Below are 24,418 nucleotides of genomic sequence, written 5' to 3'. Positions count from 1 at the left end.
TCACTTCCGCTCAGCTTCGTAATAAACCCACAGAGACGACGACCGGAACACCAGCAGCGTAAAGACCATGATGATGACGAACAGCATCCAGGCCAACGCCGACGCGTACCCGAAATTACCGAACTCGAACGCCTGCTTGTACAGGTTGAGCATATAGGTCAATGTGGCGTCGTCCGGCCCACCTCTGGTGAGAATCCACGGGCCTTCGAAGATCTGGAATGCGCCGATCAGGGCCAGCACCACGTTAAAGAAGATGGTCGGGCTGAGCATGGGAATGGTAATGTGGCGGAACTTGGCCCACGGCCCGCCGCCGTCCACCGATACCGCTTCGTACAGTTCCTTTGGAATCCCTTTCAGCCCGGCAAGATAGATCACAATCTGGCCACCTACCGTCCACCAACTCATGAATACGACGGTGAGCAGCGCCCAGTCCTTATCGAAGATCCAGCCCGGCCCGTTGATGCCGATGTAGTCGAGCAGCGTATTGATCAGGCCGTATTCGGGGTTGAAAACGTAGAACCACAGCACGGCCACCGCCACGGGGCTGACCACCGAGGGGAGGAAATAGATGGTGCGCCATACGCTGACGCCCCGGATGTTTTGCGCCAGCAGCATCGCCACTGCAATGGCAATGATCGTGCTGCCGGGCACGCTGCCCAGGACGTACAGGCCGGTCACTTTCATCGATTGCCAGAAGTTGGCATCGTGCGCCATGCGCGAAAAGTTGTCGAATCCCGCCCAGGACGGATCGCGCCCGACCAGATAGTGCGTGAACGACAAATAGAGCGACCGCAGCGACGGATAGGCGACAAACACCAGGAACCCGATGATCCAGGGGGAAACCATCGCGTAGAAGGTGAGCGCCTCGCGCGTCGCCGGACTGAACCGGGACGTTCGGGTAGAAGCGACACTTCGCACACTCATAGACTAGCCTTTCTTCGGCCTCTCCTCCGGCAGTCACAGCGCCATCCCGGTTGCGGGCAGCCAAAGCGGAGGACGTAGATCAGTGGCGCATTACCGCCTAAACACGTGAGTCGGGGGCGCTGCACGCAGCGCCCCCGATCCGGTACGAAAGAGAGGGTTACTCAGCGCCCACCGAGGCCGTTTGGAGGCACTCGTCCAGCTCGGGCACGACCGTGTTGTTCATGTAGTCTGCGATGTCCAGATCAGCGCCGTCGTCACCGAAGATCACCGCGGTGAAGGCCGGGTCGCCAATGCACTGGAGATAGTAGGGGCTCTTCAGGTCGTCGAGCGAGTCGAGGTATTCCACTTCCTTGATGAAGGTTGACCAGAACGGATCGTCGGTCTTGCCTTCCATCATCGCAGGCATGGAGGACAGCGCGTGCTGGCTGTACTGGCGCTGGCCGATTTCCGTGCCGAGGGCCTTCAGCAGCAGCCACGCTTCATCGGGGTGCTCGCTGGTGGGGGCCATGCCGAAACCTGCCCAGCAGACCGCGCCGTGATGACCACCGGGGCCGGTGGGCATGGGCAGGATCGCGTATTCAAAACCGGGCTGCTCTTCGAGCATGTCCTGATACCACGGACCCATACCGAAGACCATCGCAATCTGGCCTTCCAGGAAGAGCGGCATCACGCCACTGGGGAGCGCCTGGATCCAGTCGGAGGTCGGGGCAACGTGGTAGACGTTGATCGCGTCGCTCATCCACTGGAGCGCTTCGATCGTTTCGGGGCTGTTCATGTAGCCGTCGAAGGTGCTGCCGTCGTCCGCAATGGTGTGCGAGCCGAAGGAGTAGACGGTGCTCTGGAAGCTGCGCCACCAACCACCACGGTTGTCCATCCCGTACTGGGCGACGTTTTCAGGATCGAAGTCCGGGCTGGCCGCGTTGTTGCCGTTGGCGTCCACCGTCAACTGCATGGCGATGTCGAGCAGATCGTCGTAGGTCCAGCCTTCTTCGGGCAGGTCGATACCGGCGGCATCAAACAGCTTCTTGTTGGCATAGATCGCAACCGTGCTGTAGTCCTTCGCCAGCACGTAGGGATCGCCCTGGTAGAAGCCGTTTTCGTACACACTCTGATAGAAGACTTCGCTGGGATCGAAGCCGCTTTCGCCTTCGACGTACGGACGCAGGTCCGCGAGGCCGCCCGCTTCAACGTACAGCGGCACGTAGCTGGAGTCTGCCATGTACACATCCGGCAGTTCGCCCGCCGCGATCCAGGTCAGAACCTTGCTGTGCCAGTCGCCACCGGGGTTGGGCAGAATCTCAACCTCGATGTCGGGGTTTTCGGCCATGAACTCATCCACAGCGGCCTGATGCCGCACGTTGCCGTTTTCATCGTCCCACGACCCGAGCGTGATCTTGACCTTGTCCTGCGCGAAGGCATGCTTGCTGGTGATGCCAGCCGACGCAATGCCCACCAGCATGACGACGATCATCATCACGCTGAGGTAAATCAATGACCATTTCCGAGCGTACATGTAATCCTCCGTCTTGAGCTTGACTTGCAAAGAAACGCGTTTCTAGAAGAACAACTTTCAGGGATGCGAAGGGCGGTGGATTCGGATAGGCCTCCTTTCAGCAGCCTAAACTGACGCGCGGGCGATGTTGCTTAAGTGGCAGAGCCACATGGGCAGTCGCGTGTCACCGGGCCCGGACAGTATTCACGACGCGCTCAAGTTCAGCGCGGGACCCTTCCAATGTGCCATCCACGAACGCGATCGTCGCCAGATAGGGGACGCGATCCGGCAGCGGCACGTAGGTCGCGCAGCCCGATTCGAACACCCCGGTGCTGCCCCGGTTCGGATCGCCTTCACAGATATGCCCGAACAGGCGCGCATAGCGGCCCACCCACTCCGGGACCTGCCGCCACGGGCCGGACCGCTGAAACAGCGGGAAGATACCGAGCAGGCCGTCCCACCAGTCCTCCCCCGCCACGAGCAGATCGGGATGATCCGCACGCAGCCGGTTGACAAGCTGGCGGTAGCCTTCACGCAGGTTAAAATCGGGATCGTTGGTCCACACTTCGACCGTATCCAAAAACACGCCGTCGAAGCCGTGGCGCGCGATCAGCCCCAGGATTTGCTCGCTCAATTCGCGCTGCCACGCGGGCGCGCCGGGATTGAGCCATGCCTGCCAGCCCGTGTCGTGCGCACGGCTGAGATCCCAATCGGGCTGGTTGCCGTGGAACACGTTGCGGGTAGGGGATTTCATATAAGAGGAGGGGCCAAAGGTGTGGAAATTGGGGTCCCAGGCGTTGGCGCAGTTGCCGCCGAACATCGGCATGACGTGCACGCCGCGTGCCGCTGCCGCGTCGCACAGCCGCGCGAACCCGTCTTCGCCGCCCAACAGCGGCTCGGGCCGGAAGTCGCCGTACTGCCAGTAGTAGCGACCTTCCCAGCCGGGCAGATAGGCGAGCACGTGCCGCCCGTCCATCCGCTCACACACGAAGTCGATGATCCGGCGCATGTCGTCGTAGGTATTGAAGACGTAGCCCGACCAGTGCATGCCGTGCAGCGTCAGGCACAGCCGCAGATCGCGCGCCCAGTCCGGCACGTCGGTGCGCTGCTCCCAGGGGACGAGGCCCAGCGTCGACTCGCTGTAGGCAAGCTGTTCGGCGCGGAACGCGTCGGGCGTCACGCCGCGTGCCACGATCCAGTCCGGCGCGGCCAGCGTGGTGTCGAAGTGGCGCGCGTCCTCTTCGTGGATCAGCTCCATCGCCCAGCAGCCCGCCAGCGCCCCCATACGCTCGGCGTAGAGCGCGAACCGCTTGGCGCGCGCCTGGGGATCTTCGCACCGCGCGCCGAGCGTTCCCGCGCCGTCCGACGCGAGCAGCAGGGGCAGACGGAGCTTATTGGGGTAGCGCTCGATGATGCCATCCGCCGGGACGGCCTGCGGCGCGTCCAGCGGATCGAGGACCTGAAGCTCGGACAGGTCGCGCAGGATGATTTTGATGGCGCGGATCTTATGGGGCGCGGTGGCGCGGACGCTCAGGCGCAGCCGGTCGGGCCCCTCACGCCGGGCCGTCAGCTCGATCTGGCCGGGCGCGGTTTGCTGGCCGCCCGCCCAGCGCAGCCCGATGCACTGCATACGCCAGACCTGGCCGTTATCCGCCGTGGAGATACCGGACGGATCGAGGCCATAGACGTTTTCCAGGGTGATCACCTGAAGACTCAGGCGAAATCCCCCCAGATCAAAAATCGGATCGTTCAAATCAAAACTGTAAAAATGCATTGTGATCCTAACGCAGTCAGCAGTCGGGGCGCAGGATCGGCGGTTCAGAACCGAATCGCCGCAATTTGTTTAGACATTCTGGGCCAAACTTGTTTATACATCTTACGTTCAACTATAAGTCAACTTCGTACCCCCGTCAAGATTAGCTCTCGATCCAGGGGAATTTCGTTATGTTTTTGCCAGACAGCCCCTTACAACGACCTTAAGAAGCCGTTCAGAACATATTTGACAAGCGTCTAAAATTGGCAGACAATAATTTGTATAGACAATAACAAATTTCAATAGACAACAAATGCCCGCCACCTGGGGCACTGCTCCGCACTGGTAGCCGCGCGATAAGGAAAATCGTAGCCACGGCTATTACTTTTAATACTTGACATCCGCCCGATTTCTCGCAGAATTAGAAGGTTGGTCTAGTGGTGGTATTAATAGTTATTTATGATGCTTATTCGACCGTGTGAGACGAGGCTCTGATGAACGCTCCCCTACAACGTGACAACGGTATCCCGCTCTACTTGCAGGTGAGCGAAATTCTGATGCGCCAGATCCTCAACGGAGACTTTCCGCCGGGCTCGAATCTGGCCGCCGAGCCGGATCTGTGCATCGAGTTTGGCGTCGCGCGGGGGACCGTCCGGCAGGCGCTAGCGAAGCTGGAAGCCGAGGGCTTCGTGCGGCGCGAACAGGGTCGTGGCACGTTCGTCATTTGGGGCGAAACGCAGCAGACCGAAAATGGACTGGTCACCAACCAGATCGGGCTGGTCGTGCCCTACGTGCGCGACTCGTTTGTCTCGACCATCCTGTTAGGCGCGGAGCGCGCAGCGACCGAGCACGATCTTTCGATCACGTTCAAGCACGCGGAAAACAACCTCGAACGCCAGAACAAAGTGCTGGAAGATCTGGTCAACCAGCAGCTCGCAGGCATCATCCTCTACCCGGTCAATTCGCTCAAAACCGATGGCATCGAACGCATGGTGCGTTCCGGCTATCCGCTGGTGCTGGTGGATCGCTATCTGCGCGGCCTGCCCACCGATTACGTGATGTCCGACCACTTCGGCGGAGCGCTGCGCGCCGTGCAGCACCTGATCGGGCTGGGGCACGAGCGCATCGGCCTTGTCTCGTGGCGCGATCCGTCGATCAGCCTGGAACAGCGCGCGGCGGGATACCGGCAGGCGCTGGTCGAGTCCGGCCTGCCCTACGAACCGGTCCTGACGTGCGAGGTCGAGGGCTATCCGAGCGTCGCGGTCGAGCCGCTGCGCGAGTTTCTTTCCCGCTCGCCGGGCGTTACCGCCGTGTTTGCCGTCAACGACCAGTTGGCGCTGGCGGTTTACAAGTCTGCCCGCGAGCTGGGGCTGCGCATCCCGGAGGATCTGGCCGTGGTCGGGTTCGACAACCTGGACTTCACCATGCACCTGGACGTGCCGCTGACGACCGTCGAGCAGCCCGCGCAGGAAATGGGCTATCAGGCGGTCGAAGCGCTGGTGCGGCGCATCAACGGCACGGCGACCACGTGGCAGCAGATCATCCTGCCCACCCGCCTGATCATCCGCAACTCGTGCGGCGCGGAAATCGACGAAGCCACGCTCGACAGCGCCGCCTACTGACATAAAAAGGACGGCGCATAACCTCGCAGGCATCGCGCCGCCCTTCCCCATCAACCCGATCTTTCCGCTACAGCCGGATCTCCGCCTCCCGCACACCGTCCAGGTGGATCTCGATCCCGTCTGGGTGCAGATGCAGATCGACCTCGACAGGCTGGCCGTTGACTACCACGCGGACGTCGCTCAGCGGGCCGAAGCCCACGGGCCGCACGATCACCGCGCGCGGCTGGTCGCCGTGCAGCGTGAAGATGCGCGTACCGTCGTGCTCCTCGTAGCGCAGCGCCGTTTCGCCCTCATCTTCCAACAGCGTATAGCTGCTGCTGCCGTGCGGGTATACCGCCACGATCAGCGGGTCGATGCGCCCTGCAGGGATGCGGCTGGCAGGCGGCATCATCGGGATCGCCGCGCCGCCACGCACGAACAGCGGCAGCGTATCCAGCGGCGCTTTCACGACGATATGCGCCGGGCCTTCGATCGCCTGCCCGGTCCAGTAATCGATCCACGTTCCGGCGGGCAGGTAAACAGCGCGCGCGTCCGAGTCATCCACCACGGGCGCGACCAGCAGCGACGGGCCGAGCATGTACTGGAGATCCTGGCCGACCGCGCTCGGATCGCCGGGGAAAGCCAGCGGCATGGCGCGGATCACCGGGAGGCCGGTGCGGTGCGCCTCGTGCGCGAGGCTGTAGAGATAGGGGAACAGCGCGTAGCGCAGCTTGACGTAGCGGCGGATGATCTCGGTCGCTTCCGGCCCAAAATACCACGGCTCGCGCGGGCTGTCGCCGTGCATCCGGCTGTGGGAACTCATCAGCCCGAACTGCGCCCAGCGCACGAACAGGCGCGGCGACGGCATGCCCCGGTAGCCGCCGATGTCGTGGCTCCAGAACGGCACGCCGGACAGCCCGATCGACAGGCCGCCGCGCACCGTGCATGCGAGGCTGTCGAAGTCCGCCGCTGGATCGCCGGACCAGCAGACCGGGAAGCGCTGGTTGCCCGCCGTGCCCGACCGCGCCCAGACGAGGCCGTAGCCGCGTTCCTGGCGCACGACATCGGTCACGGCCTGGTTATAAAGCAGCGGGTACAGGTTGTGCATGGTGCGGCCCGTCTGCCCGTTGAAAAACACCGCGTCTTCGGGGATGTCTTCGCCAAAGTCGGTCTTGAAGGCGTCGATGCCGCTGGCGATGGCGGGGCGGTGCAGATCCTGGAACCAGCGCACCGCGTCCGGGTTAGACATGTCGATGATCGCCACGGGCGCGTTCCACGACGTTTCCGGCGTTGCCACGCGCACGATGCCGTCGGGCCGGGGAGCCAGCGACAGGCCGTAGTCGATGACGTACACGGAGCCATCGGGCCGCTTGAGGAAGTAGCCTTCGCGCTCGCCCACCGCGTACAGGTCGCTCTCGACGGAAATATAGGCGTGCTCCCACACGGTCAGGTGATAACCTGCTGCGTGCAGTGCATCCGTGAAGCCCTTGACATCGGGGAACGCTTCTTCATCCCAGCGGAAGTCGCAGTACTGCCGCCAGCGCAGCCACCACGTATCGACGTGGATCACGTCCGCCGGGATGTCGTGCTCGTCCAGCCCGGCGACCAGCGCCTCCATCGCGGCCCGGTCGCGGTACGTGCCCGCGCCAGACATCCACAGCCCGAACGACCACTTAGGCGGCAGCGGCGCGCGCCCGGTCAGGGCGGTGTAATGGCCCAGAATCTCGGCGGGCGTCGGGCCGTAGATCAGATACCCGTCCAGTGCGGGCGCGTCCAGCGTCATGGTATAGGACTGGCACGAGACGTTGCCCAGATCCCACGTGACGCGCGCGCCGGTATCGAGCAGCAGGCCGTAGCCGCGCGTGCTGATCAGGAACGGGATATTTTTGTGCGAGCGCTCGCTGGTGGAGCCGAACGCGTCCTGCGTCCAGGTGACGATGCGCTGCTGCACCTTATCTAGCGGGGTGAACTTTTCGCCCAGGCCGAACAGGTGCTCGTCGGGGCGCAGGTGCAGCGACTCGGTGACGGCGGTCACGCCGTCCGCGCCGCGCACGTAGCCCAGCGGCAGCACGAACGGGCGGCCCAGCCCGTCGATGTCGGACGGGTTTTCGCGCGCGATGTCGCGCCCGTCCGCATCCAGCCAGCGGATCATCCAGGGATCGCGGTCGATGGCGAGTGCCAGCGCCGGGCCGCGCACGACGATCCCGGTATCCGTCAGCTCGACGTACAGCGACACGCCGGGCGTCTTGTCCGCGACGACGATCGGGGTGGGCGGATCGGGTTCGGCATCCGGCGGAACGAAGGTGAAGCGCCAGATCGCGGGCGTCAGCGCCTGGAAGGTCAGCGAGGCCTGCGCGCCTGCCGCCGTATCGACTGTCAGGCGCAGCACGGAACCATCCAGATCCCAACTTTTGAGGCGGGTTACCCAGTCAAAGCCCTGCGGCGCGTTGTGAGGTAGGACGTTCGCCATCGTTAGTTCGCTCCCAGCAGGGCATAGATCTCATCGAGATCCGTTTCGGGCCAATCGTCACCCACGATGCCGTTGGTCACGTCCACGTTGATGAACAAGCCGCGCGTCGTCTTCGCTTTCGCCAGCACCTTGCGCACGAAGTCGGCCATGCCGTCGAACTTCATATCGCGCTGCAAGCCGATCCGGCAGGACGTGAATACCTTGCCGTTGAAGTGATCGAGCACCGGCTCATAGGTCGCTTCGCTCGCGCCGAACTCCAGCCCGCGCAGGTTGTGGATCGCCTCCAGGCTGGGGAACTGGTGGACCCACTTGCCGCAAGAGTGGTGGTAGATGCCGCCGAATTCCTCCGCCAGCCGGTTGAGGTAGGGGATGTGAAATTCCTTGTGCATGTCGGAAGACATCATCACGCACTCGTCGTTGGACACCCCCACCGCAAAGCCGTCCGGCAGCCAGGGCTGGTGCAGGCTGGGCACGAAATCCGCGCCGAACTCACGCGCGGCGTCGCGCTGGGCGTGGATGAACTCGATCATCAGGTCGGTGACCATGCCCATGACGTGATGCACTTCCTCGGGATTGGTGAGCGTCGCCATCAGGAAGTTGTTATGGCCGAAGATCAGCGCGGCGTTGTCCAGCGGGCCTTGCAGGTCGCCCAGGCGGATCGGGATCTGGCCGCCGGTTTGCTCGGCAAAATAGCGCGTATAGTCGAGGATGCGGCCCAGTTCGCCGTCGCGGATCGAGGGCTTGGGCAGGTCGTACACGGCCATCGGATCGTCCCCGATGGCAGGGCGCACGGCGGGCAGGTCGTGATCCCACCAGATCACCTCGCCGCCGAACGCGGAGGGGATGCCCACCACGCCGATCGCCGGGCACAGCGAGGGCACATAATCGCCCTGAAGCTGGAGCTGCGCGCGGATCTCGGTAAGCTGGGCCTGCAAGAACTTTTCGGGATCATGCAGGCGATCGCGCACGGAATCCGGCCCCTCGGTGGAGAAGATCGCGCTGGGCACAGGCGTGCCGCCCTTCATGCGCGGGCCGACGTAGCCGATGATGAAGCCGGGTCGCTCGTCGTTTTCGAGGTTCCATACGCGCGTCATAAACGCTTTATTTCGATTTATTCTTTCAAGCGTTGTGTCGTCCAACTGTATCATAGAAAGATCCATCCTGTGAGAAGAATGCCGGGGACAAATCAGTCGTACCGCCCGTACAGCTCGGCGGCTTCCATCATTGCGTTCACATTTTCGAGCGGCGCATCGGGCGGGATGTTGCTGCCGTCCTGAATGATCAGACCGCGCCTGTCCTTCAGTTTTTCGATCACGCGGCGCGTCGCTTCGCGCACGTCGTCGGGTGTGCCGCTCTGGATCAACATCGGGTTCACGTTGCCGATCAGCACCACGCGCCCGCCCATGACCTCCGCCACCCGGTCGAGGTTGACCTGATAGCCAAAGCCCTGGAATTCATCGATCTTCAGGTCGTCGCGGAAGATTTCGAGCAGGTGATCGGAGCGCCCGCACATATGCAAGCTGGCGCGCCCGTCGAAGTGGTAGCGCATCTGCTGGTTGAACGGCAGCGCGAACTCGCGGAAGCTCTCTGCCGACATCGACACCGCGAGATCGTCCGTCCAGGCGAAGTTGACGGGCCGCTCAAGGCCCATTTCGTCCACGCAAAAATCGAGCCACTCGATCATCTTGCCGGTGACGATGCGCATCACTTCGCGCAGGAAGTCGGGCCGCTCGTACACGGCGGTGAATGCCTCGACCTGCCCCATGACGTCGCCCGTCACGCCGAACGGACCGTCGCTGGTGTTGGTCAGCCAGGGGTTCGCGCCGGGGTAAAACACCGGGCCGCCCTGAAAGCGTACCGGGTATTTGTCGGCCACTTCGATCATGCGGCGGCGAAACTCGACCTGCCGCGCGTTGATGCCGGTATGCACATAGTCGATGGCTTCCAGCTTGGGCAGATCGGCGTCGTCCTTCACCCAGCCTTCGCCCACCCAGGGGATGTCGTCATCGGGAAAATGGATCTCGACACCCAGGCTGCCCGCCTCGAACGTGTTTTGAAAGTCGGTCCAGGCCCCGGCCCACGCCCCCGTGATGCTGTGCGAATCGGTGCGGACGTTTTCCAGCAGCCACTTCTGGCCGAGGATCTGCGCGCGCAGCATCGTTTCGGGATCGCGGTAGTAGTCGCGAAAGGAGATACCGGTCCGGGGAATCATGACGCGATGCGCCACGGCGGGAATGACGGGCACGCGGTCGGGGGTTTCAAACCGCTTCGCTTTCTCCACGCGCTCGCGGCGCGCCTCGATTTCGTCAAAGGGAACCGCAATTTCGATCACGTCTGCCATAAGAATCTCTCTTTAATGTACAAAAGCCAAAGTACTTGTATAGACATTATAGCGCAAGAATACCCGATCTCGTCTAGACATATTTGTGCAAAATCAGAAAACCGGGCAATCAGAGGCCGGGGGCGGGCTGTTTAGCCCGCCCGGTGACGGTTATCGGTTGGCTTGCCAGGGGATCGGAGAGAGGTACGGCGGCAAGTGGCGGTCGATGGGCGCTAGGCCAGGGTGTGACGGGCGCGATTCGCCGCCCACAGGCACACCTGCCACAGATCCGCGACAGGCACGTCGGTATAGGGCAGCGTGTGCAGGTAACGCGGCGGGCCGTATTCGGGCGTGAAGGTGAACACCTCATCGCCCGCCTGCTGGCGGAAGCCGCGAATCGACTGCCACTGCTGCTCGTGCCACGCCAGATGTTCGGTATATTCGGGCGCGGCGGGATCGGGAACCTGCGGCCCTTCCTCATACCCCACCCGCCCGTGCACGTGGATCGCGCGGTTATTCGCAAGGTCCATCGCGTCGGTCTGGTCGAAGGGCAGCCGCTCGCAGACGTTGACCCAATGGCTGTAGTCCGCGACGATCTTCAAGCTCTCGAACGCGCGCAGATAATACGCTGTGTCCCAGGGCGAGAAGAACAGCCGCCCGCGATGCGTCTCGTGCGCGACCGGGATGCCGATCGAGCGCTCGACGCGCAGCGCCTCTTCGAAGTAGGCACAGCCCTCGTCGCGCGACATGGCATCGCGCCCGCTGTGCAGATCGATTTTGAGCGGGCCATATTCCGCCAGCCGCATCAGGACCGGCTCGATCTGCTCGCGCGAATCCACCTGCGCGCCCAGGATCAGCGCCAGATTGTGCTGGCGCAGGCGGTCCAAAAACTCGGCGCGCGGCATCTCGCTGGGATCCGGCGGTGCGCCTTCCACGCCGTCATACCCCGCCGCCGCGATGCGGTCGATCTGCTCGGCAGTCGATCCGGTCATGCCCCAAAATGCGCGAAAGATCATCAGCTTCATGGGCCATCCTCCCGGCAATACGGTTATTTGTCGAGTTCGACGTCAGTGCGGGCGAAGGCGCTGCACAACAGGCGGTAGCCCTCTTCGACCTCATAGTCGTCGATGTTCAGATCATCGAGATATTCCGGGTCGTGCTCGACCTCGCCACTGATCACGCGCGTCATGCACGAGCGGCAGGTGCCGCTCAGGCAGCTATGGACCATGAAAATCCCGGCCCGCTCCGCCGCTTCCATGATCGTCTCGTCGTCTCCGGCTTCGAAGCTCACGCCCGTCTGGACTAAGGTTACGAGTGGCACGCGGTTACAGCTCCTTGAGGACCTCTTCGTCGGCGGCGACCGGGGCCCAATGGACGTCCAGCCCATCGTCGGGAACGTCGGTCAGCATGGCCTGTACGACCGGGTACAGCCGTTCGAAGTACGGCGCAAGCGAGGCATTCGGATCGTCCTTGTGCGCCAGCACAAAGTCGGCGTGTTTGGCGCGGGCCTCGTCGGTCAGGCGCTTCAGCTCGTCGCGCCCGGCTTTGTCGTCGCCGAGCAGGTGCTTGAGCCACGTATAGCCGTAGTTGACGTGGATCGCTTCGTCGGCCCAGTCGTAGTCCATATCCATCGAGCTGTTATCGTCCTGCGCCGATTCGAGGATCTTCAGCTCGATCTGCTTTGTGCCGGAGCGCAGCAGTCCTTCTTCGTAGAAGTGCAGCAGCGACAACCGCTGGCGCGCGGGGGTGCTGCCGGTCGAGTTGTAGAGCGCATTGGCCCACGGCACGAGATCCGGCACGTCCCAGCCCCAGCCTTCCAGCACGCGCCAGCCCATCGTGCTGTGACGCGTCTCGTCCCAGGTCCAGCGCGCCAGATCCATGTAGAAGTCCCACGGCTCGCTGTCGAGATCCCACATCACAGAAGCGGGCACTTCCGCCGCCCAGATTTCGTTGAAGTGACTGATGGCGGACCAGACCTGCATCGCCACGCGCTTATCCAGCGCCTCGATGCGCTTCCAGGCTTCGCGGCCCACCGCATCGTACTTGTTTTCGTGCGGGAGGTGGAACAGCGCAGGCCGCCAGCGCGGATCGCGCTCCACGGTGCGCGGCACGTCGAACGCGGGGCGTCCGGCGCAGGGGTGCGATTCCGGCGGATCGCTGACTTCGCCCAGGCCATCGAAACCGCCGATGCTGGCCAGATATTGCCGCAGGTAGTCGCGCCACTGCTCGACCGACGCAGGCTCGTCGCCCTCGTACACCTGCTCGCGCAGGGACCGCATGGCGGCGGTTTGCATCTGCTTGTCGATCAGAATGTGCTGAACGCGATACACGGTCGGCGCGTCGTCCAGCCAGTCCGTGCGCGCGGCGTACGCCTCGTAATTCTGCACCAGCGCGGGGATCACCACGTCATACACACCCGCGATAAATTCCCGCGTGCCGGCAGCTTTCGCGACTTCCGCCATGAGCGCCAATACCTGCGCGTCGTACTTGCGATCGACGTCGCGGCGCGGGTAGCGCAGTTCCAACACGCGCGTGCGTAGCACATCGGCGTGCTGGGCGGTCTGCCACATATCCGCGCTAAGCTGGCGCTTGAGATCCCACTGGCTCGTGGCGACGAACCACGCGCCGAGGGTGCGCATCAGCGTGCGCTCGGCCACATAAAAGCGCTTCAGGATCTTCGAGGCGCTGTCTACACGCGCCTGCTCGTTCATCTTCGCCGAGGTGGGTAATGCTTTTGCCATGATGAAGTGTGCCTCCGCAGCGTAACTCTTTTCTGTTGTTGGGGAGTGGTTCCGCAGGGGCCGGTATGCGTCCGCCCGACTGCGGGCGGGGGCAAGCCCCGCCCCTGCGGAGAAACAAAATTGCGGGTCTAATATTCGCCGTGCGCGTGCTTCTGCTGCATCTTGACCGGCGTGTTTTCCACCAGCCAGGCTTCCATGCGCTCCTTGATCTGCGCGGGCGATTCGTCGTAGTGGTACGTTTCGAGCAGCACGGGCGTCCACTTCTGGCCCCAACGCACGTGGAAGTTCTCGTCGCTCCAGTCGTAGCTGACCGCCGCCGCCGAGATCTCGTCATCCATTTCCTCCCAGTGCTCGCGGTTGGCGCGCTTTTCGGGCATGCCGTTCGGCTCGATGACCGTCGTCAGCAGCGCGTACTGTTCCACGGCGGGCAGGGTCATCATGACGTTGTAGATCTGCACGACCTGCGGCACGTCTTCGACCTTCATGCCGAGCTGCTGCACGCGCGACTGGCCGAGCTGGCTGTGCCGGATCTCGTCCCACAGGTGGCGCGAGACGTTGTGCTGGTATTCCCATTCCATTTCGGGCGTCATCCACAGGATCGAGCCGAGCGTCTCGGAGGCCGTCATCTCGTTGACGTAGTGCTTGAAGCGCCAGATGCGGTGCTCCTCCGGCTCAAGCTCGCGGTCGGGCTGGACGTCCGCCGACGGGTCGAAGATCGGCCAGTTGGGCATACGCTGGCAGGTCGCCCACGGCAGCAGCAGCGGGCGCTCGTCCGCCGGGCGCTGCGGCGGCTCGCGCTTGGGGCCGGTCCCGGTCACGCCGCCGTCGGCTTCCAGCAGCCCGGCGATGTAGGCCTGCCACGCTTCCCAGCCGGAATAGTCGGGCTTGATCGCCTCGAAGAACGCCTCAGCCCATTCCACCTGCTGCTCGGCCTGGGGCAGAATCTTCTCGGTGATCTTCACCGTGGGATTGTCGAACTCCGACCACGTCGCGTCCGGGTGAGAGCGATACGCGTCGCGCAGCGCCTTCTTGACCACGAGGTACACGCTGGCGATCACCTCCGCCGTGTTCTGCGCGTAATCGAGTTCCTTAAAGACCAGTTCCAGCGTGGGGCTGAGATTACGCTCCGGCTGGTAGTTGCGCAGCTCGCGCAGGCGGGCGCGCAGCTCGTTGGCGGCGTCGGCGCTTTCCCAGATATGCAGCCCAAACAGATTCTTCGCGTCCCATTCCGGGACGCCAGCCAGCCAGCCCGCCAGGGTGCGCATACACGCGCGCTCCAGGTAGGCATAACGCTTCAAAATTTCTACGTTTTGCTCAATCGTGATGTGCTCGTGCTGCTCCGTCATGATGCTGTCTCCTCACCTTGTGATAGTTCCATGCGATCCGGTTCGGCGTGCCCACCTGGATGGGCGGGTTTTCTGGCTAAATTCATGATATTCGTGATTTCATTCTTATAAATTATCACCCGGAAAAAGGGCGACACAGATGAACCGTCGCCCCCATTGGCTCCGAACAGGCTGCCACTCAAAAACGTCTTAGCCATAGTCCCCATACGCGCGAATCGTCTCGTAAACCGCCATGATATTATCGACCGGCGTCTCGCCCAGCACATAGTCGTGACTGGGGCACGCCACGTACCCGCCGCCGGGCATCATGATCTCAAGGATGCGGCGCGTCTCGGCGCGCGCCTGCTCCGGCGTGCCTTCGATCAAAAGCTGCGTGTTGATCGCGCCCATCAGCAGCAGGTCGCGGCCAAACTCGGCTTTGAGCGCCGCCGGGTCCATGCCCCGGCAGTTGGGCTGAAGCGCCTGAAGCCCGTCCAGCCCGGCGTCTATCAGGGACGGGATGAGCGGCGCGAACCCGCCGCAGCAGTGCATCAGTACTCTCATATTATACCGGTGTCCCAGGTCGATGAGGGAGCGCAGCGGCGGCAAAAGGAACTGCTCGAACTGCTTCACGCCGATCAAAGGGCCGTTGCGCGAGCCGAAGTCGTTGCCGATGAAAAAGATGTCGATCGCATCTCCGGCAGCCTCGAAAGTGCGCTCGCTGACGGCGGCGTAAAAGGCGGCAGTATGCGCCAGCACCGCTTCGACCACCTCCGGCGCGTCGAACATTTTCATCAGCAGGTTTTCCATGCCCAACAGATCGATCGCGTCGTGCCAGAACGGGGCCCACTCCCCGCCGAGCATGGCGTACTGCCCGCCCCAACGCTGCGCATCCGCCCGGATCTGCGACACGTCCATCCAGGCCGGATCGGGCCAGGGATAGGCGTCCACGTCGGCCACGGTTTCGGCCTTCGCCAGCGGGTGAAAGAGCGGCTGGCCGCCCTCATAGCCGTGGCGCAGGATACCAAACACGGAGCGGTACGTCACGCCGGGCGGCAGATTCTTGTCGGGCGAAAATTCGTCCGGCCCGGCGTAACGCGCATAGACGCGGCGGAAGTCGTCACCCACGGCGTAGGAGAGGCTCTCGTCATCGGACAGCCCCAACTCGCGCACCGCTTTTGCACGGAACGCGGGCGACGCGCCCAACCACGCGGGCACGCGGTCCGGCTCCGTGTGGTCAAAAGCGGCGAGCACGCGCTCGCGTGAAGTCAAACGATCCGCCATCGCGCCAACCTCGCCTACTTCACCGCCCCACGCGACAGCCCGGCGATGATCATGCGCTGCCCGGCCAGCACCAGCAGCAGCACCGGGATCACCATGAAGACGCTGAGCGCGCTGAGCATGTCCCACGGGCGCGTGTAAGTCGAGGCATCCGACGACAGCTCGACCAGCGCCACGCTGAGCGTCTTGGTCACATCGCGCTGGGCGAACACCAGCGGGTACAGCAGCTCGTTCCAACTGATGATGAAGTTGATCATGGTCATGGTCGAGAGCGCGGGCAGCAGCAGCGGGACCATCATGCGCGTCAGCACCTGCACGATGTTCGCGCCGTCGATCAGCGCCGCCTCTTCGATCTCGACCGGAATCTGCATGATGAACGACACCAGGATCAGGATCGAGAAGGGCATGAGCAGGCTGCTCATCAGGATGATCAGGCCCTGGTGCGTGTTGATCAGGCTGAAGCTCTGGAACGTCTCGAACATGGGAACGAGCACGGCGATCTGCGGCAGCGCGCTGGACATCACCAGCAGCATATAAACGATGTTGCTGCCGGGGAACTTGATGCGCGCCAGGGCATAGGCCGCCATCGCGCTGGCGATCACCGACACCACCGACGATCCCACCGCGAAAATCAGCGAGTTGCGCAGGTAGGTCAAAAACGGCACGGCATTGATCATGTGCCGGTAATTTTCCAGCGTGGGGCTGCTGGGCCAGTACGACGGCGGAATGTTGAACAGATCCGTGCGCGGCGTGATGGAAGACATCACGATGTAGTAAAACGGGAAGCAGATGAAGATTACGAACACGACGAGCGCGAGATACACGGCGATCTTGCCGCTGTGGCGTTCCAGCCACGAGCGCCGCTCGCGCCCGATTCCATTCACACGTTCGACCAGGGGTTGAGTCGTCATCGCAGCGCCGCCCTCCTAGGCTGAAACTTCCGACCGGCGCAGCGCGACCAGTCCCAGACCGCCAATAACCGTCACGACGATGACCAGCGCGATGCTGACCGCCGCCGCATAGCTGTAATTCAGCGAGTTGATCTCCAGGTAGATTTTCTGCGCGAGCACCGTGGTCGAGAAGCCCGGCCCGCCGCCCGTCATGGCGAAGGGCAGGTCGAACGCGGCGAGCTGCCACACCAGCAGGAACATGCTGATCGTCACGATGATCGGCATCAGCATCGGCACGGTGATGAAGCGCAGCGAGTCGATCCAGTTCGCGCCGTCCACCTTTGCCGCCTCGTACAGATCTTCCGAAATACCTTGCAGCCCGGCGAGTAACAGCAGCGCCGCGAAGGGCGTGCTCTTCCACACGTTGACGAAGGTCACCGCCATGCGCGCGTGTTCGGGGTCCACCAGCCACGTGCCCTGGTAGCTGAACAGGCGGCGCAGCAGGTCGGGGATCATGCCGAACTGGTCGTCGAACATCCAGCGGAAGCCGATCGCCGCGACCACCATGGGCACGGCCCACGGGATCAGGCTGACCGTGCGCGCAAACCCGCGCAGGCTGAAGTTGGCATTGAGCAGATGCGCGATCGCCAGCCCCAGCACCACCTGGAAGAAGGTCGAGATGAACACGAACAGGATGGTGAATTCCAGGCTTTCGCGCACGACGAGGTCGGTGGAGAGCTTTTCGAAGTTGCGCAGCGCGATGTACTGGCGCGGCGGGAAGGCCGGGTTGTACTTCTGCACGCTGAGCGCCACCGTCTGCAAAAACGGGTAAAACGTGGTGAAGGTGCGCAGCGCCAGCGCGGGCAGGATCAGCGAGAACGCCAGCACGTAGCGCCGCTGGCTGAGCGAAAACTGCGGGTGCCGCACCCGCTCCAGCGTATCGGCCAGCGTACGCGGCTTCGAGCGGGCGGGCAGCGCCGCCGCACGCCACATCACCCACAGTAGGACCAGCGCGCCCGCCAACACGGCCAGCGTCGATTCCCACTTGCCCGCGTTGGCCGCGTTCACGTCGTCTGCGAGCTCGCGCGGGACGAGATCGTAATAGTAGGCGCTGAGGGCCGTCAGCACGCGAATGGGCGCATTGAGCACCGTGCCCAGGTCGAAGGCGAACGAGTTTTGATAGTCGTAGAAGCCCAGGAAGCGCGCCAGCCAGCCGACCGCCGCCGTCGTCCAGGCCAGCGCGCCCACCTGCCAGCCCAGCGCCACGATCTGCTGTTTGCGCCAGCGCGTCACGAGCAGCGGGGCGCTGAGCGCGCCGAGGATGATCGGGATCAGCGGCATGTAAAACGGCACGGACCCGTTCGATTCAAACATAGAAGCGGGGCCGCGCGTGCTGTTGAACCACACTTGCAGCGCGATCACCACGCCGCTGAGCACCAGCAGGCCGAGATTGCGCTGCCAACCGATCAGCCGGACAGTCACCACGCCGCCCACGACCATCAGCGCGGCAAACCCGATCAGCGGCAGGACGATGTCGCCGTAGCTGGCCTGAAACAACAGCTTGCCCACGGCCCAGCCCCACGCGACCAGCGGCAGCGCCAACACGACCGCACTGCCGACCGCGCTGGTACGCCAGCGGCTGACCACGTCCGACGTTTCGTCCTGGCGCAGCCGCGCGATGCCCTTCATAACCAGCAGCGCGAGCACGGCCAGGATCAACACGAGGCCGAAGTCGGCACGGAAACTCGGATCGGTCCAGATGGTGTAGGCCGCACTGGGCGTCTCGCCGCGCTCAAACGTCTGGGTCGCGCCGGGAATCAGCGAATGGACGATCTCGCTGGCGGCAATCGCACCGCCCGCCGCGATCGCATACACCAGCCCGGCGCTAAAGTTTTTGCGCCGCGCCCACCACGCCGGGATCAGCGCTGCCAGCGCAGCGACAAGCCAGAACCGGGTGATGACAACCGTACTAAACAAAGTGAGGACAGAAGTGTCAAACCAGTCAAACATTTAAGAAATCCTTCTGCGGGCCAAACACCAGCGAGAGCAACCCGCTTTGGGCCCGGACGGATGAAAGTGATGTGCATCATCGTGCAGCGCAGTGAACTAAGTACGTAATGGACGATACACACCCAGAGAACGAAATTGTATATACAACTTCATTATGCGAGGATCTAATGGTTCTGTCAACAAACGCCATCGAAAAGCAGTCGAAGGCAACTTCCGCGCGCTGTTACGGTCGGAGATCGGCCCCTTCTTGACAAGCCCCCAGAACTATACTAAATTTGTCTATACAATAAGATGCGCTGGATTTCATTCTTATAGACAGCTTTTCTGCTCTTTATCCCTGCCCGGCGGCTCCGGCCCTCTTGCGAGCCTGACCCTTTTTGCACCGGAGCACCGTGGTCACCGGGTTACTTAAACCTGAGAGGGTTCCTTATGGTGCAGCCCACCTACCGCGCCACGCTCGTCAGCCACACCCATTGGGACCGCGCCTGGTACGTCACATTTCAAGAATTCCGCGCCCGCCTCGTCCGCCTCATCGACCGTTTGTTGAATACCCTCGACGATGATCCCGACTTCCGGGTGTTCATGCTTGACGGCCAGATGAGCGTTTTGGAAGACTATCTCGAAATCCGCCCCGAACAGGCCGCGCGCCTGCAAGCCTACTGCCAGTCGGGCCGCATTCAGGTCGGGCCGTGGTACGTGTTGGCCGACGAGTTCCTGGTCAGCCCCGAAGCGCTGATCCGCAACCTGGCGCTCGGCCACAAAATGGGCGAACCCTACGGCGGCGTGATGCGCATCGGCTACGTGCCGGACGGCTTCGGGCACATCGCGCAGCTTCCGCAGATTCTGCGCGGCTTCGGCCTGGATAACGCGTTCTTCTGGCGCGGCATGGGCGCGGAAGGCGACCGCCTGGGCACCGAGTTCGAGTGGTGCGCGCCGGACGGATCGCAGGTCACCGCCGTGCTGATGCCGTGGGGCTATCACAACGTCACGAACCTGGGCTATGGCATCCACTGGGGCGACGTCTCGCAGATGTTGTTCAACGGAGATCTGGCGCAGGAGAAGATCGAAAAGGCCATCGATAAGCTGAAGCCGATGACCAACACCGGCACGATTTTGCTCATGAACGGCATCGACCACGCCGAAGCCGAGCCGCGTATGCCGGAAGTAATCCGCCGCGCGAACGCCGCCCTACCCGACACGACGATCCATCACGGCACGCTGGCGGAACATCTGGCCGCCGTGCGCGACGCGGGCGTGAATTTGCCCACGTTCGAGGGGGAATTCCGCTGGGGCCGCTATTCGGAGATTCTGCAGGGCGTCTATTCCACGCGCATCCACCTCAAGCAGGCCAACCACGCGGGCGAAACGCTGCTCGAACGCTATATGGAACCGCTGACCGCGCTGGCGTGGCTGTCGGGCGCGGACATCCCTGAAGGCACACCCGGCCTCGCCGCGCACGCCTGGAAATGGCTGCTGCTCAACCACCCGCACGACGACATGTACGGCAGCGGCATCGACGAGGTCCATCACGAGATGGCGTACCGCTTCAGCCAGTCGCGGCAGATCGCCGACATCCTGGTGCGCGACAGCCTGCGGCAGATCGCACGGCAGGCCGACATGAGCGCGCAGAACGGCGTGCCGGTGCTGCTGTTCAACCCGCTCGGCTGGGCGCGCCGCGAAGTGGCCGAGGCGACCATCGAGTTCGAATACGACGATCCCATCGCAGACGCATTCCAGATCGTTGCAGCGGACGGTACGCTGGTGCCGCATCAGGTGATCGAAGACCAGGAGCGCTTCTGGATGGAAGTGCTCAAGGCCAACCGCAAGCACGTGGTGCGCGTGCTGCTGCCCGCCGACCTGCCCGCGATGGGCTATACGAGCCTGTTCGCACAGCCCGCCGCCGGAGCCGCCGCGCCCGGTACGGACCTGGAAAGCTACGAGCGCGGCATGGAAAACAGCTTCCTGGCCGTCGCCATTCAGCCGGACGGCAGCCTGAACCTGCTGGACAAGCAGACCGGCCAAACCTACACCGGCCTGCATCACTTCTTCGACGTGGAAGACACGGGCGACGAGTACAGCTTCTGCCCCCTGCCCGAGCACAGCCAGACGATTTCGACCGTGGGCGCGAACGCGGCGATCACCCGCATCGAGGCGGGGCCGTGCCGCGCGGCGTTCCGCATCGAGCGCACGCTGGATCTGCCCGTCGGCCTGACGGACGACCGCACGCGCCGCGCCGGGGAAACGGTCCCGCTGCCCATCGTCAGCGAAGTGCGGCTTTATGCGGGGCAGCCGGGCGTGTTCATCCACACCGAGATCGATAACCGGGCGCGCGACCACAAGCTGACGGTGAACTTCCCGACCGGGCTGCACGTCGAGCAGGCGCACGTGGATGAATCGTTCATGGTCGCCGCACGCGACCTCAAGCTGCCCGATTCGACCGGCTGGGTGGAGGATCCCACCGCGCTCATGCACCAGCGCACTTTCACCGACCTGAGCGACGGCGATCACGGGCTGGCGATCCTGAACAAGGGCCTGCCGTCGGTCGAGGTGACCGAAGACGGCACGATCGCGCTGACGCTGCTGCGCGCGGTCGGGTGGCTCTCGCGCGACGACCTGTGGGTGCGGCGCATCGCCGCCGGGCCGCTGGTCCCCACGCCGGGCGCACAGTGTTTTGGCCCCTACGCGTACGACTACGCGATTCTGCCGCACGCGGACGGCTGGGGAGCCGTGTTCCAGGCCGCGCAGAATTACAACGCGCCGGTCCTGGGCCGCCGCGCCGATACGCATCCCGGGCTGGAACTGCACGACATGAACATCACGCGCGACGACCCGGCACGGGTCACGGCGATCCCGTGGCCGCGCGGCGGGAGTCTGCCCGCGTCATTCAGCCTCGTGCAGATCGATCCGCCGGAGCTGGTCCTGAGCGCCGTACGCCGCAGCGAGGCCAATACGCTGATCGTGCGCTGCTACAACATCACGCGCGAGCCGGTCGAAGGGACCGTCACCGTCGGGATACCGGTCGCGGAAGCGTATCGCACCGACATGGCCGGAGAGCGCCAGGAAACGCTCAAAATGACGGGAGGCCGCGCCACCATCCAGGCGCGCGGCGGCGAAGTGATCACGCTGGAACTGGTTCCGGCGTAGGAGGGAAACGCATCGATGGCCGAAATGACGTCCCGCCAACGTATGCTGACCGCCCTCACGGGCGGCGTGCCGGATCGCCTGCCGACAACGACGCATCACGTCATGCTCTATTTTCTCGACAAATACATGGGCGGCATCCCCTACCCGGCATTTTACGATCGCTACGGGCTGGACGCGATGATGTGGACCGTGCCCTACAAGGCCGACGCCAGCAAGGGCGAGTACTTCGATCCGAACCAGACCTTCATTCACCCGCTGGACCACACGCACCGCGTCGTCTCGGACAACTGGCGCATCGAGCCGGAGTCGATCCCGAACGACCAGTACAAGACCACGCGCTACAACTTCGTCACGCCCAAGGGCACGCTTTCGATGGTGCTGCAAGGCAACGAATACACGGACTGGGTAGTCGAGCCGCTGGTCAAGGAAAAGAACGACATCGACCTGATCGCGGAATTCGTGACGCATCCGACCTGCGACGTGGAAGCGGTCAACCAGCGCGCGGAGGCCTTCGGCGAGCGCGGGCTGGTACGCGGCCACATCTGCTACTTCGACATCTACGGGCAGCCGGGCTGCTGGCAGGATGCGGTCGAACTGATCGGCACGGAGCGCATCATCTACGAGACGTACGACGATCCCGAGTGGATTCACGCGCTGATCGGCATCCTTCAGGAGCGCAAAAAGACGTTCATCCGCTCGCTGAAAGGCGCGCGCTACGATCTGCTGGAGCTGGGCGGCGGCGCGGCGTCCTCGACCGTGATCTCGCCCAAGCTGTTCGATGAGTTCGTCGCGCCCTACGACAAGGAACTGATCGATCTGGCGCACAGCGTCGGGCAGCGCATCGTCTACCATACCTGCGGCGGCATGATGCCCATTCTGGAACGCATCGCGGACATGGGTCCCGACGCGATGGAGACGTTCACCCCGCCGAACATGGGCGGCGATACGCGGCTGGCCGAGGCCAAGCAGCGCATCGGGGAGCGCGTGTGCATGATCGGCGGCTTCGACCAGGGTCACTACTTCCAGAACTGCACGCCGGAGGAAACGCGCACCGAAGTCCGCCGCTGCTTCGAACAGGCCGGGCCGCACGGCGGCTATATTCTCAGCCCGTCCGATCACTTTTTCGACGCCGATCCGGACCTGATCGCCGCCTTTGCCGACGAAGCCAAGCGCTGCGTTTACGCCTCATGAACGCACGCGACCGGCTGAACGCCGCCCTGAACCACCGCGAGCCGGATCGCGTCCCGATCGATCTGGGCGGCATCGCCACGACGCTAACGACCGGGGCCAGCGCGGCGCTTGAGGAACGGGTGGGCTTTTGCCCCGACGCTGGGCTGATGGATCGCGTGCTGCAAGCGGTCGTGCCCGGCGAGGCGCTGCTGGAACGACTGCACGTCGATACGCGCTATGCGCACCTGAGCGCCCCGGCGGGCTGGGCGGATATCGAGCTGGACGACGACACGTACGAAGATGCGTTCGGCATCCGGCGCAAAGCCGCCTACGGGCCGGATGGCCGCCTGTGGTATTACGATTTCGTGGGTCACCCGCTGGCCGGGGCGGAATCCGCCGCCGACCTTGCGCGCTTCCGGTGGCCGGACCCGCGCGATCCGTCCCGTTACGCCGGGCTAGAAGCGCGCGTGCGCGACCTGTACGAGACGACCGGGTACGGCGTGATCGCCAACGTGTGCGCTTCCGTGTTCGAATTCGCGTGGTATCTGCGCGGCTTCGTGCAGTTTTTCGAGGATCTGGTGCTCGATCCGGCGTTCGCCGCCGCGCTGTTAGATGCCGTGCTGGATTACCAGATGGCGCTGATGGACGAGACGCTCAAACGAGTTGGCCCTTACGTATCGGTGGTGATGACAGGCTCCGATATCGGCGCGCAGGCGGGGCCGCTGCTCTCGCCGGATCTGTACTGCCGGATCGTCTGGCCGCGCGATCGCGCGCTGTGGGATTTCATCCACAGCCGGACGGAAGCAAAAATCTGGCACCACACCGATGGCGGCGTCGTGCCGTTGATTCCACACCTGATCGACGGCGGTGTGGACGCGCTGCATCCGGTTCAGCCCCTGGCGGCGGGTATGGGTGACCGCCAGCAGCTCAAGCGCGCGTTCGGAGATCGCCTGACGTTTTGGGGCGGCTTCGACCAACAGCACGTGCTGCCGTTCGGCACGCCGGATGAGGTACGTGATGCCGCGCGCCGCCTGCTCGACGATTTTATGCCGGGTGGCGGCTTCGTCTTCGCGGCGGGACATAACATTCAGCACGACGTCCCTGCCGATAACATCCTGACTTTGTTCGACACCGTGTACGAGTATGGGAGGTACTAAACACGCTCCGAAATTCGATCCGTCGTTTCTTGCTCAACCGTCAAAGAGTAGTTCGTCCAGGCGGCCTCCGGCCCGGTCCCTGGATGCCCATCGAGTGAGCCGGTTCGCACCCTATTGCTCGCGCCGGACAATACTTACCG

At 63.5% G+C, this 24,418-nt stretch carries 17 protein-coding genes; 4 read left to right on the top strand and 13 right to left on the bottom strand.

What is annotated here, in order from left to right:
- From V7116_RS03300 to V7116_RS03290, 3 genes are all read right to left on the bottom strand, one after another.
- Nucleotides 1-924: a carbohydrate ABC transporter permease gene (locus tag V7116_RS03300; RefSeq protein ID WP_324390398.1), complete on the bottom strand. Its 924-nt coding sequence runs from the start codon at nt 922-924 to the stop codon at nt 1-3.
- A 157-nt stretch (nt 925-1,081) separates the two neighbouring features.
- Nucleotides 1,082-2,437, bottom strand: a complete 1,356-nt coding sequence (locus V7116_RS03295; RefSeq protein WP_324390396.1) for an ABC transporter substrate-binding protein — start codon at nt 2,435-2,437, stop codon at nt 1,082-1,084.
- A 163-nt stretch (nt 2,438-2,600) separates the two neighbouring features.
- Entirely contained in the window at nt 2,601-4,190 is a 1,590-nt protein-coding gene (locus V7116_RS03290; protein WP_324390394.1) for an endo alpha-1,4 polygalactosaminidase, read from the bottom strand.
- Nucleotides 4,191-4,663: 473 nt separating this feature from the next.
- Between V7116_RS03290 and V7116_RS03285 the strand changes: the two genes are divergently transcribed.
- Nucleotides 4,664-5,791 (top strand): GntR family transcriptional regulator, encoded by a 1,128-nt coding sequence (locus tag V7116_RS03285; protein WP_324390392.1) that lies wholly within the window; start codon nt 4,664-4,666, stop codon nt 5,789-5,791.
- 67 nt (nt 5,792-5,858) lie between these two features.
- Here the strand turns inward: V7116_RS03285 and V7116_RS03280 are convergent, their stop codons facing one another.
- From V7116_RS03280 to V7116_RS03235, 10 genes are all read right to left on the bottom strand, one after another.
- Complete coding sequence (locus V7116_RS03280; protein WP_324390390.1) at nt 5,859-8,240, bottom strand: TIM-barrel domain-containing protein; 2,382 nt, start codon at nt 8,238-8,240, stop codon at nt 5,859-5,861.
- Nucleotides 8,241-8,242: 2 nt separating this feature from the next.
- On the bottom strand, nt 8,243-9,334 hold the full coding sequence (locus V7116_RS03275) for a uroporphyrinogen decarboxylase family protein (RefSeq protein ID WP_324390389.1): 1,092 nt from the start codon (nt 9,332-9,334) through the stop codon (nt 8,243-8,245).
- 92 nt (nt 9,335-9,426) lie between these two features.
- Nucleotides 9,427-10,581 (bottom strand): uroporphyrinogen decarboxylase family protein, encoded by a 1,155-nt coding sequence (locus V7116_RS03270; protein ID WP_324390386.1) that lies wholly within the window; start codon nt 10,579-10,581, stop codon nt 9,427-9,429.
- A 212-nt stretch (nt 10,582-10,793) separates the two neighbouring features.
- On the bottom strand, nt 10,794-11,585 hold the full coding sequence (locus V7116_RS03265) for a sugar phosphate isomerase/epimerase family protein (protein ID WP_324390384.1): 792 nt from the start codon (nt 11,583-11,585) through the stop codon (nt 10,794-10,796).
- Nucleotides 11,586-11,608: 23 nt separating this feature from the next.
- Nucleotides 11,609-11,881, bottom strand: a complete 273-nt coding sequence (locus V7116_RS03260) for a 2Fe-2S iron-sulfur cluster-binding protein (protein ID WP_324390382.1) — start codon at nt 11,879-11,881, stop codon at nt 11,609-11,611.
- A gap of 4 nt (nt 11,882-11,885) precedes the next feature.
- The gene (locus V7116_RS03255; protein WP_324390380.1) at nt 11,886-13,301 is read right to left on the bottom strand and encodes a DUF455 family protein; all 1,416 of its coding nucleotides are present in this window, start codon (nt 13,299-13,301) and stop codon (nt 11,886-11,888) included.
- A gap of 128 nt (nt 13,302-13,429) precedes the next feature.
- Nucleotides 13,430-14,647 (bottom strand): DUF455 family protein, encoded by a 1,218-nt coding sequence (locus V7116_RS03250; protein ID WP_324390378.1) that lies wholly within the window; start codon nt 14,645-14,647, stop codon nt 13,430-13,432.
- Nucleotides 14,648-14,836: 189 nt separating this feature from the next.
- Nucleotides 14,837-15,910, bottom strand: coding sequence for a uroporphyrinogen decarboxylase family protein (locus V7116_RS03245; RefSeq protein WP_324390376.1), 1,074 nt, complete (start codon nt 15,908-15,910; stop codon nt 14,837-14,839).
- 14 nt (nt 15,911-15,924) lie between these two features.
- Complete coding sequence (locus tag V7116_RS03240; protein ID WP_324390374.1) at nt 15,925-16,818, bottom strand: carbohydrate ABC transporter permease; 894 nt, start codon at nt 16,816-16,818, stop codon at nt 15,925-15,927.
- Between the two features lie 15 nt (nt 16,819-16,833).
- Nucleotides 16,834-18,807 carry a carbohydrate ABC transporter permease gene (locus V7116_RS03235; RefSeq protein WP_324390372.1) on the bottom strand — a complete coding sequence of 658 codons (1,974 nt, stop codon included), beginning with the start codon at nt 18,805-18,807 and terminating at the stop codon, nt 16,834-16,836.
- 429 nt (nt 18,808-19,236) lie between these two features.
- Between V7116_RS03235 and V7116_RS03230 the strand changes: the two genes are divergently transcribed.
- The 3 genes from V7116_RS03230 to V7116_RS03220 are packed head-to-tail and all read left to right on the top strand — an operon-like array spanning nt 19,237 to nt 24,278.
- Nucleotides 19,237-21,951 (top strand): alpha-mannosidase, encoded by a 2,715-nt coding sequence (locus tag V7116_RS03230; RefSeq protein WP_324390370.1) that lies wholly within the window; start codon nt 19,237-19,239, stop codon nt 21,949-21,951.
- A gap of 15 nt (nt 21,952-21,966) precedes the next feature.
- The gene (locus V7116_RS03225) at nt 21,967-23,142 is read left to right on the top strand and encodes a uroporphyrinogen decarboxylase family protein (RefSeq protein ID WP_324390368.1); all 1,176 of its coding nucleotides are present in this window, start codon (nt 21,967-21,969) and stop codon (nt 23,140-23,142) included.
- Nucleotides 23,139-24,278, top strand: coding sequence for a uroporphyrinogen decarboxylase family protein (locus V7116_RS03220; protein ID WP_324390366.1), 1,140 nt, complete (start codon nt 23,139-23,141; stop codon nt 24,276-24,278). Before V7116_RS03225 ends, V7116_RS03220 begins: the two co-directional genes overlap by 4 nt.
- Nucleotides 24,279-24,418 lie beyond the last annotated feature (140 nt).

This window comes from Aggregatilinea sp., assembly GCF_036822615.1.
Classification (GTDB): Bacteria; Chloroflexota; Anaerolineae; order Aggregatilineales; family Aggregatilineaceae; genus Aggregatilinea.
This window is presented reverse-complemented; position numbering and strand designations above follow the sequence as displayed.

What these genes read in the sequence shown, in the direction of transcription:
- V7116_RS03300 (WP_324390398.1), bottom strand. Translation starts at nt 924, where the DNA reads ATGAGTGTGCGAAGTGTCGCTTCTACCCGAACGTCCCGGTTCAGTCCG.
- V7116_RS03295 (WP_324390396.1), bottom strand. Translation starts at nt 2,437, where the DNA reads ATGTACGCTCGGAAATGGTCATTGATTTACCTCAGCGTGATGATGATC.
- V7116_RS03290 (WP_324390394.1), bottom strand. Translation starts at nt 4,190, where the DNA reads ATGCATTTTTACAGTTTTGATTTGAACGATCCGATTTTTGATCTGGGG.
- V7116_RS03285 (WP_324390392.1), top strand. Translation starts at nt 4,664, where the DNA reads ATGAACGCTCCCCTACAACGTGACAACGGTATCCCGCTCTACTTGCAG.
- V7116_RS03280 (WP_324390390.1), bottom strand. Translation starts at nt 8,240, where the DNA reads ATGGCGAACGTCCTACCTCACAACGCGCCGCAGGGCTTTGACTGGGTA.
- V7116_RS03275 (WP_324390389.1), bottom strand. Translation starts at nt 9,334, where the DNA reads ATGACGCGCGTATGGAACCTCGAAAACGACGAGCGACCCGGCTTCATC.
- V7116_RS03270 (WP_324390386.1), bottom strand. Translation starts at nt 10,581, where the DNA reads ATGGCAGACGTGATCGAAATTGCGGTTCCCTTTGACGAAATCGAGGCG.
- V7116_RS03265 (WP_324390384.1), bottom strand. Translation starts at nt 11,585, where the DNA reads ATGAAGCTGATGATCTTTCGCGCATTTTGGGGCATGACCGGATCGACT.
- V7116_RS03255 (WP_324390380.1), bottom strand. Translation starts at nt 13,301, where the DNA reads ATGGCAAAAGCATTACCCACCTCGGCGAAGATGAACGAGCAGGCGCGT.
- V7116_RS03250 (WP_324390378.1), bottom strand. Translation starts at nt 14,647, where the DNA reads ATGACGGAGCAGCACGAGCACATCACGATTGAGCAAAACGTAGAAATT.
- V7116_RS03245 (WP_324390376.1), bottom strand. Translation starts at nt 15,910, where the DNA reads ATGGCGGATCGTTTGACTTCACGCGAGCGCGTGCTCGCCGCTTTTGAC.
- V7116_RS03240 (WP_324390374.1), bottom strand. Translation starts at nt 16,818, where the DNA reads ATGACGACTCAACCCCTGGTCGAACGTGTGAATGGAATCGGGCGCGAG.
- V7116_RS03235 (WP_324390372.1), bottom strand. Translation starts at nt 18,807, where the DNA reads ATGTTTGACTGGTTTGACACTTCTGTCCTCACTTTGTTTAGTACGGTT.
- V7116_RS03230 (WP_324390370.1), top strand. Translation starts at nt 19,237, where the DNA reads ATGGTGCAGCCCACCTACCGCGCCACGCTCGTCAGCCACACCCATTGG.
- V7116_RS03225 (WP_324390368.1), top strand. Translation starts at nt 21,967, where the DNA reads ATGGCCGAAATGACGTCCCGCCAACGTATGCTGACCGCCCTCACGGGC.
- V7116_RS03220 (WP_324390366.1), top strand. Translation starts at nt 23,139, where the DNA reads ATGAACGCACGCGACCGGCTGAACGCCGCCCTGAACCACCGCGAGCCG.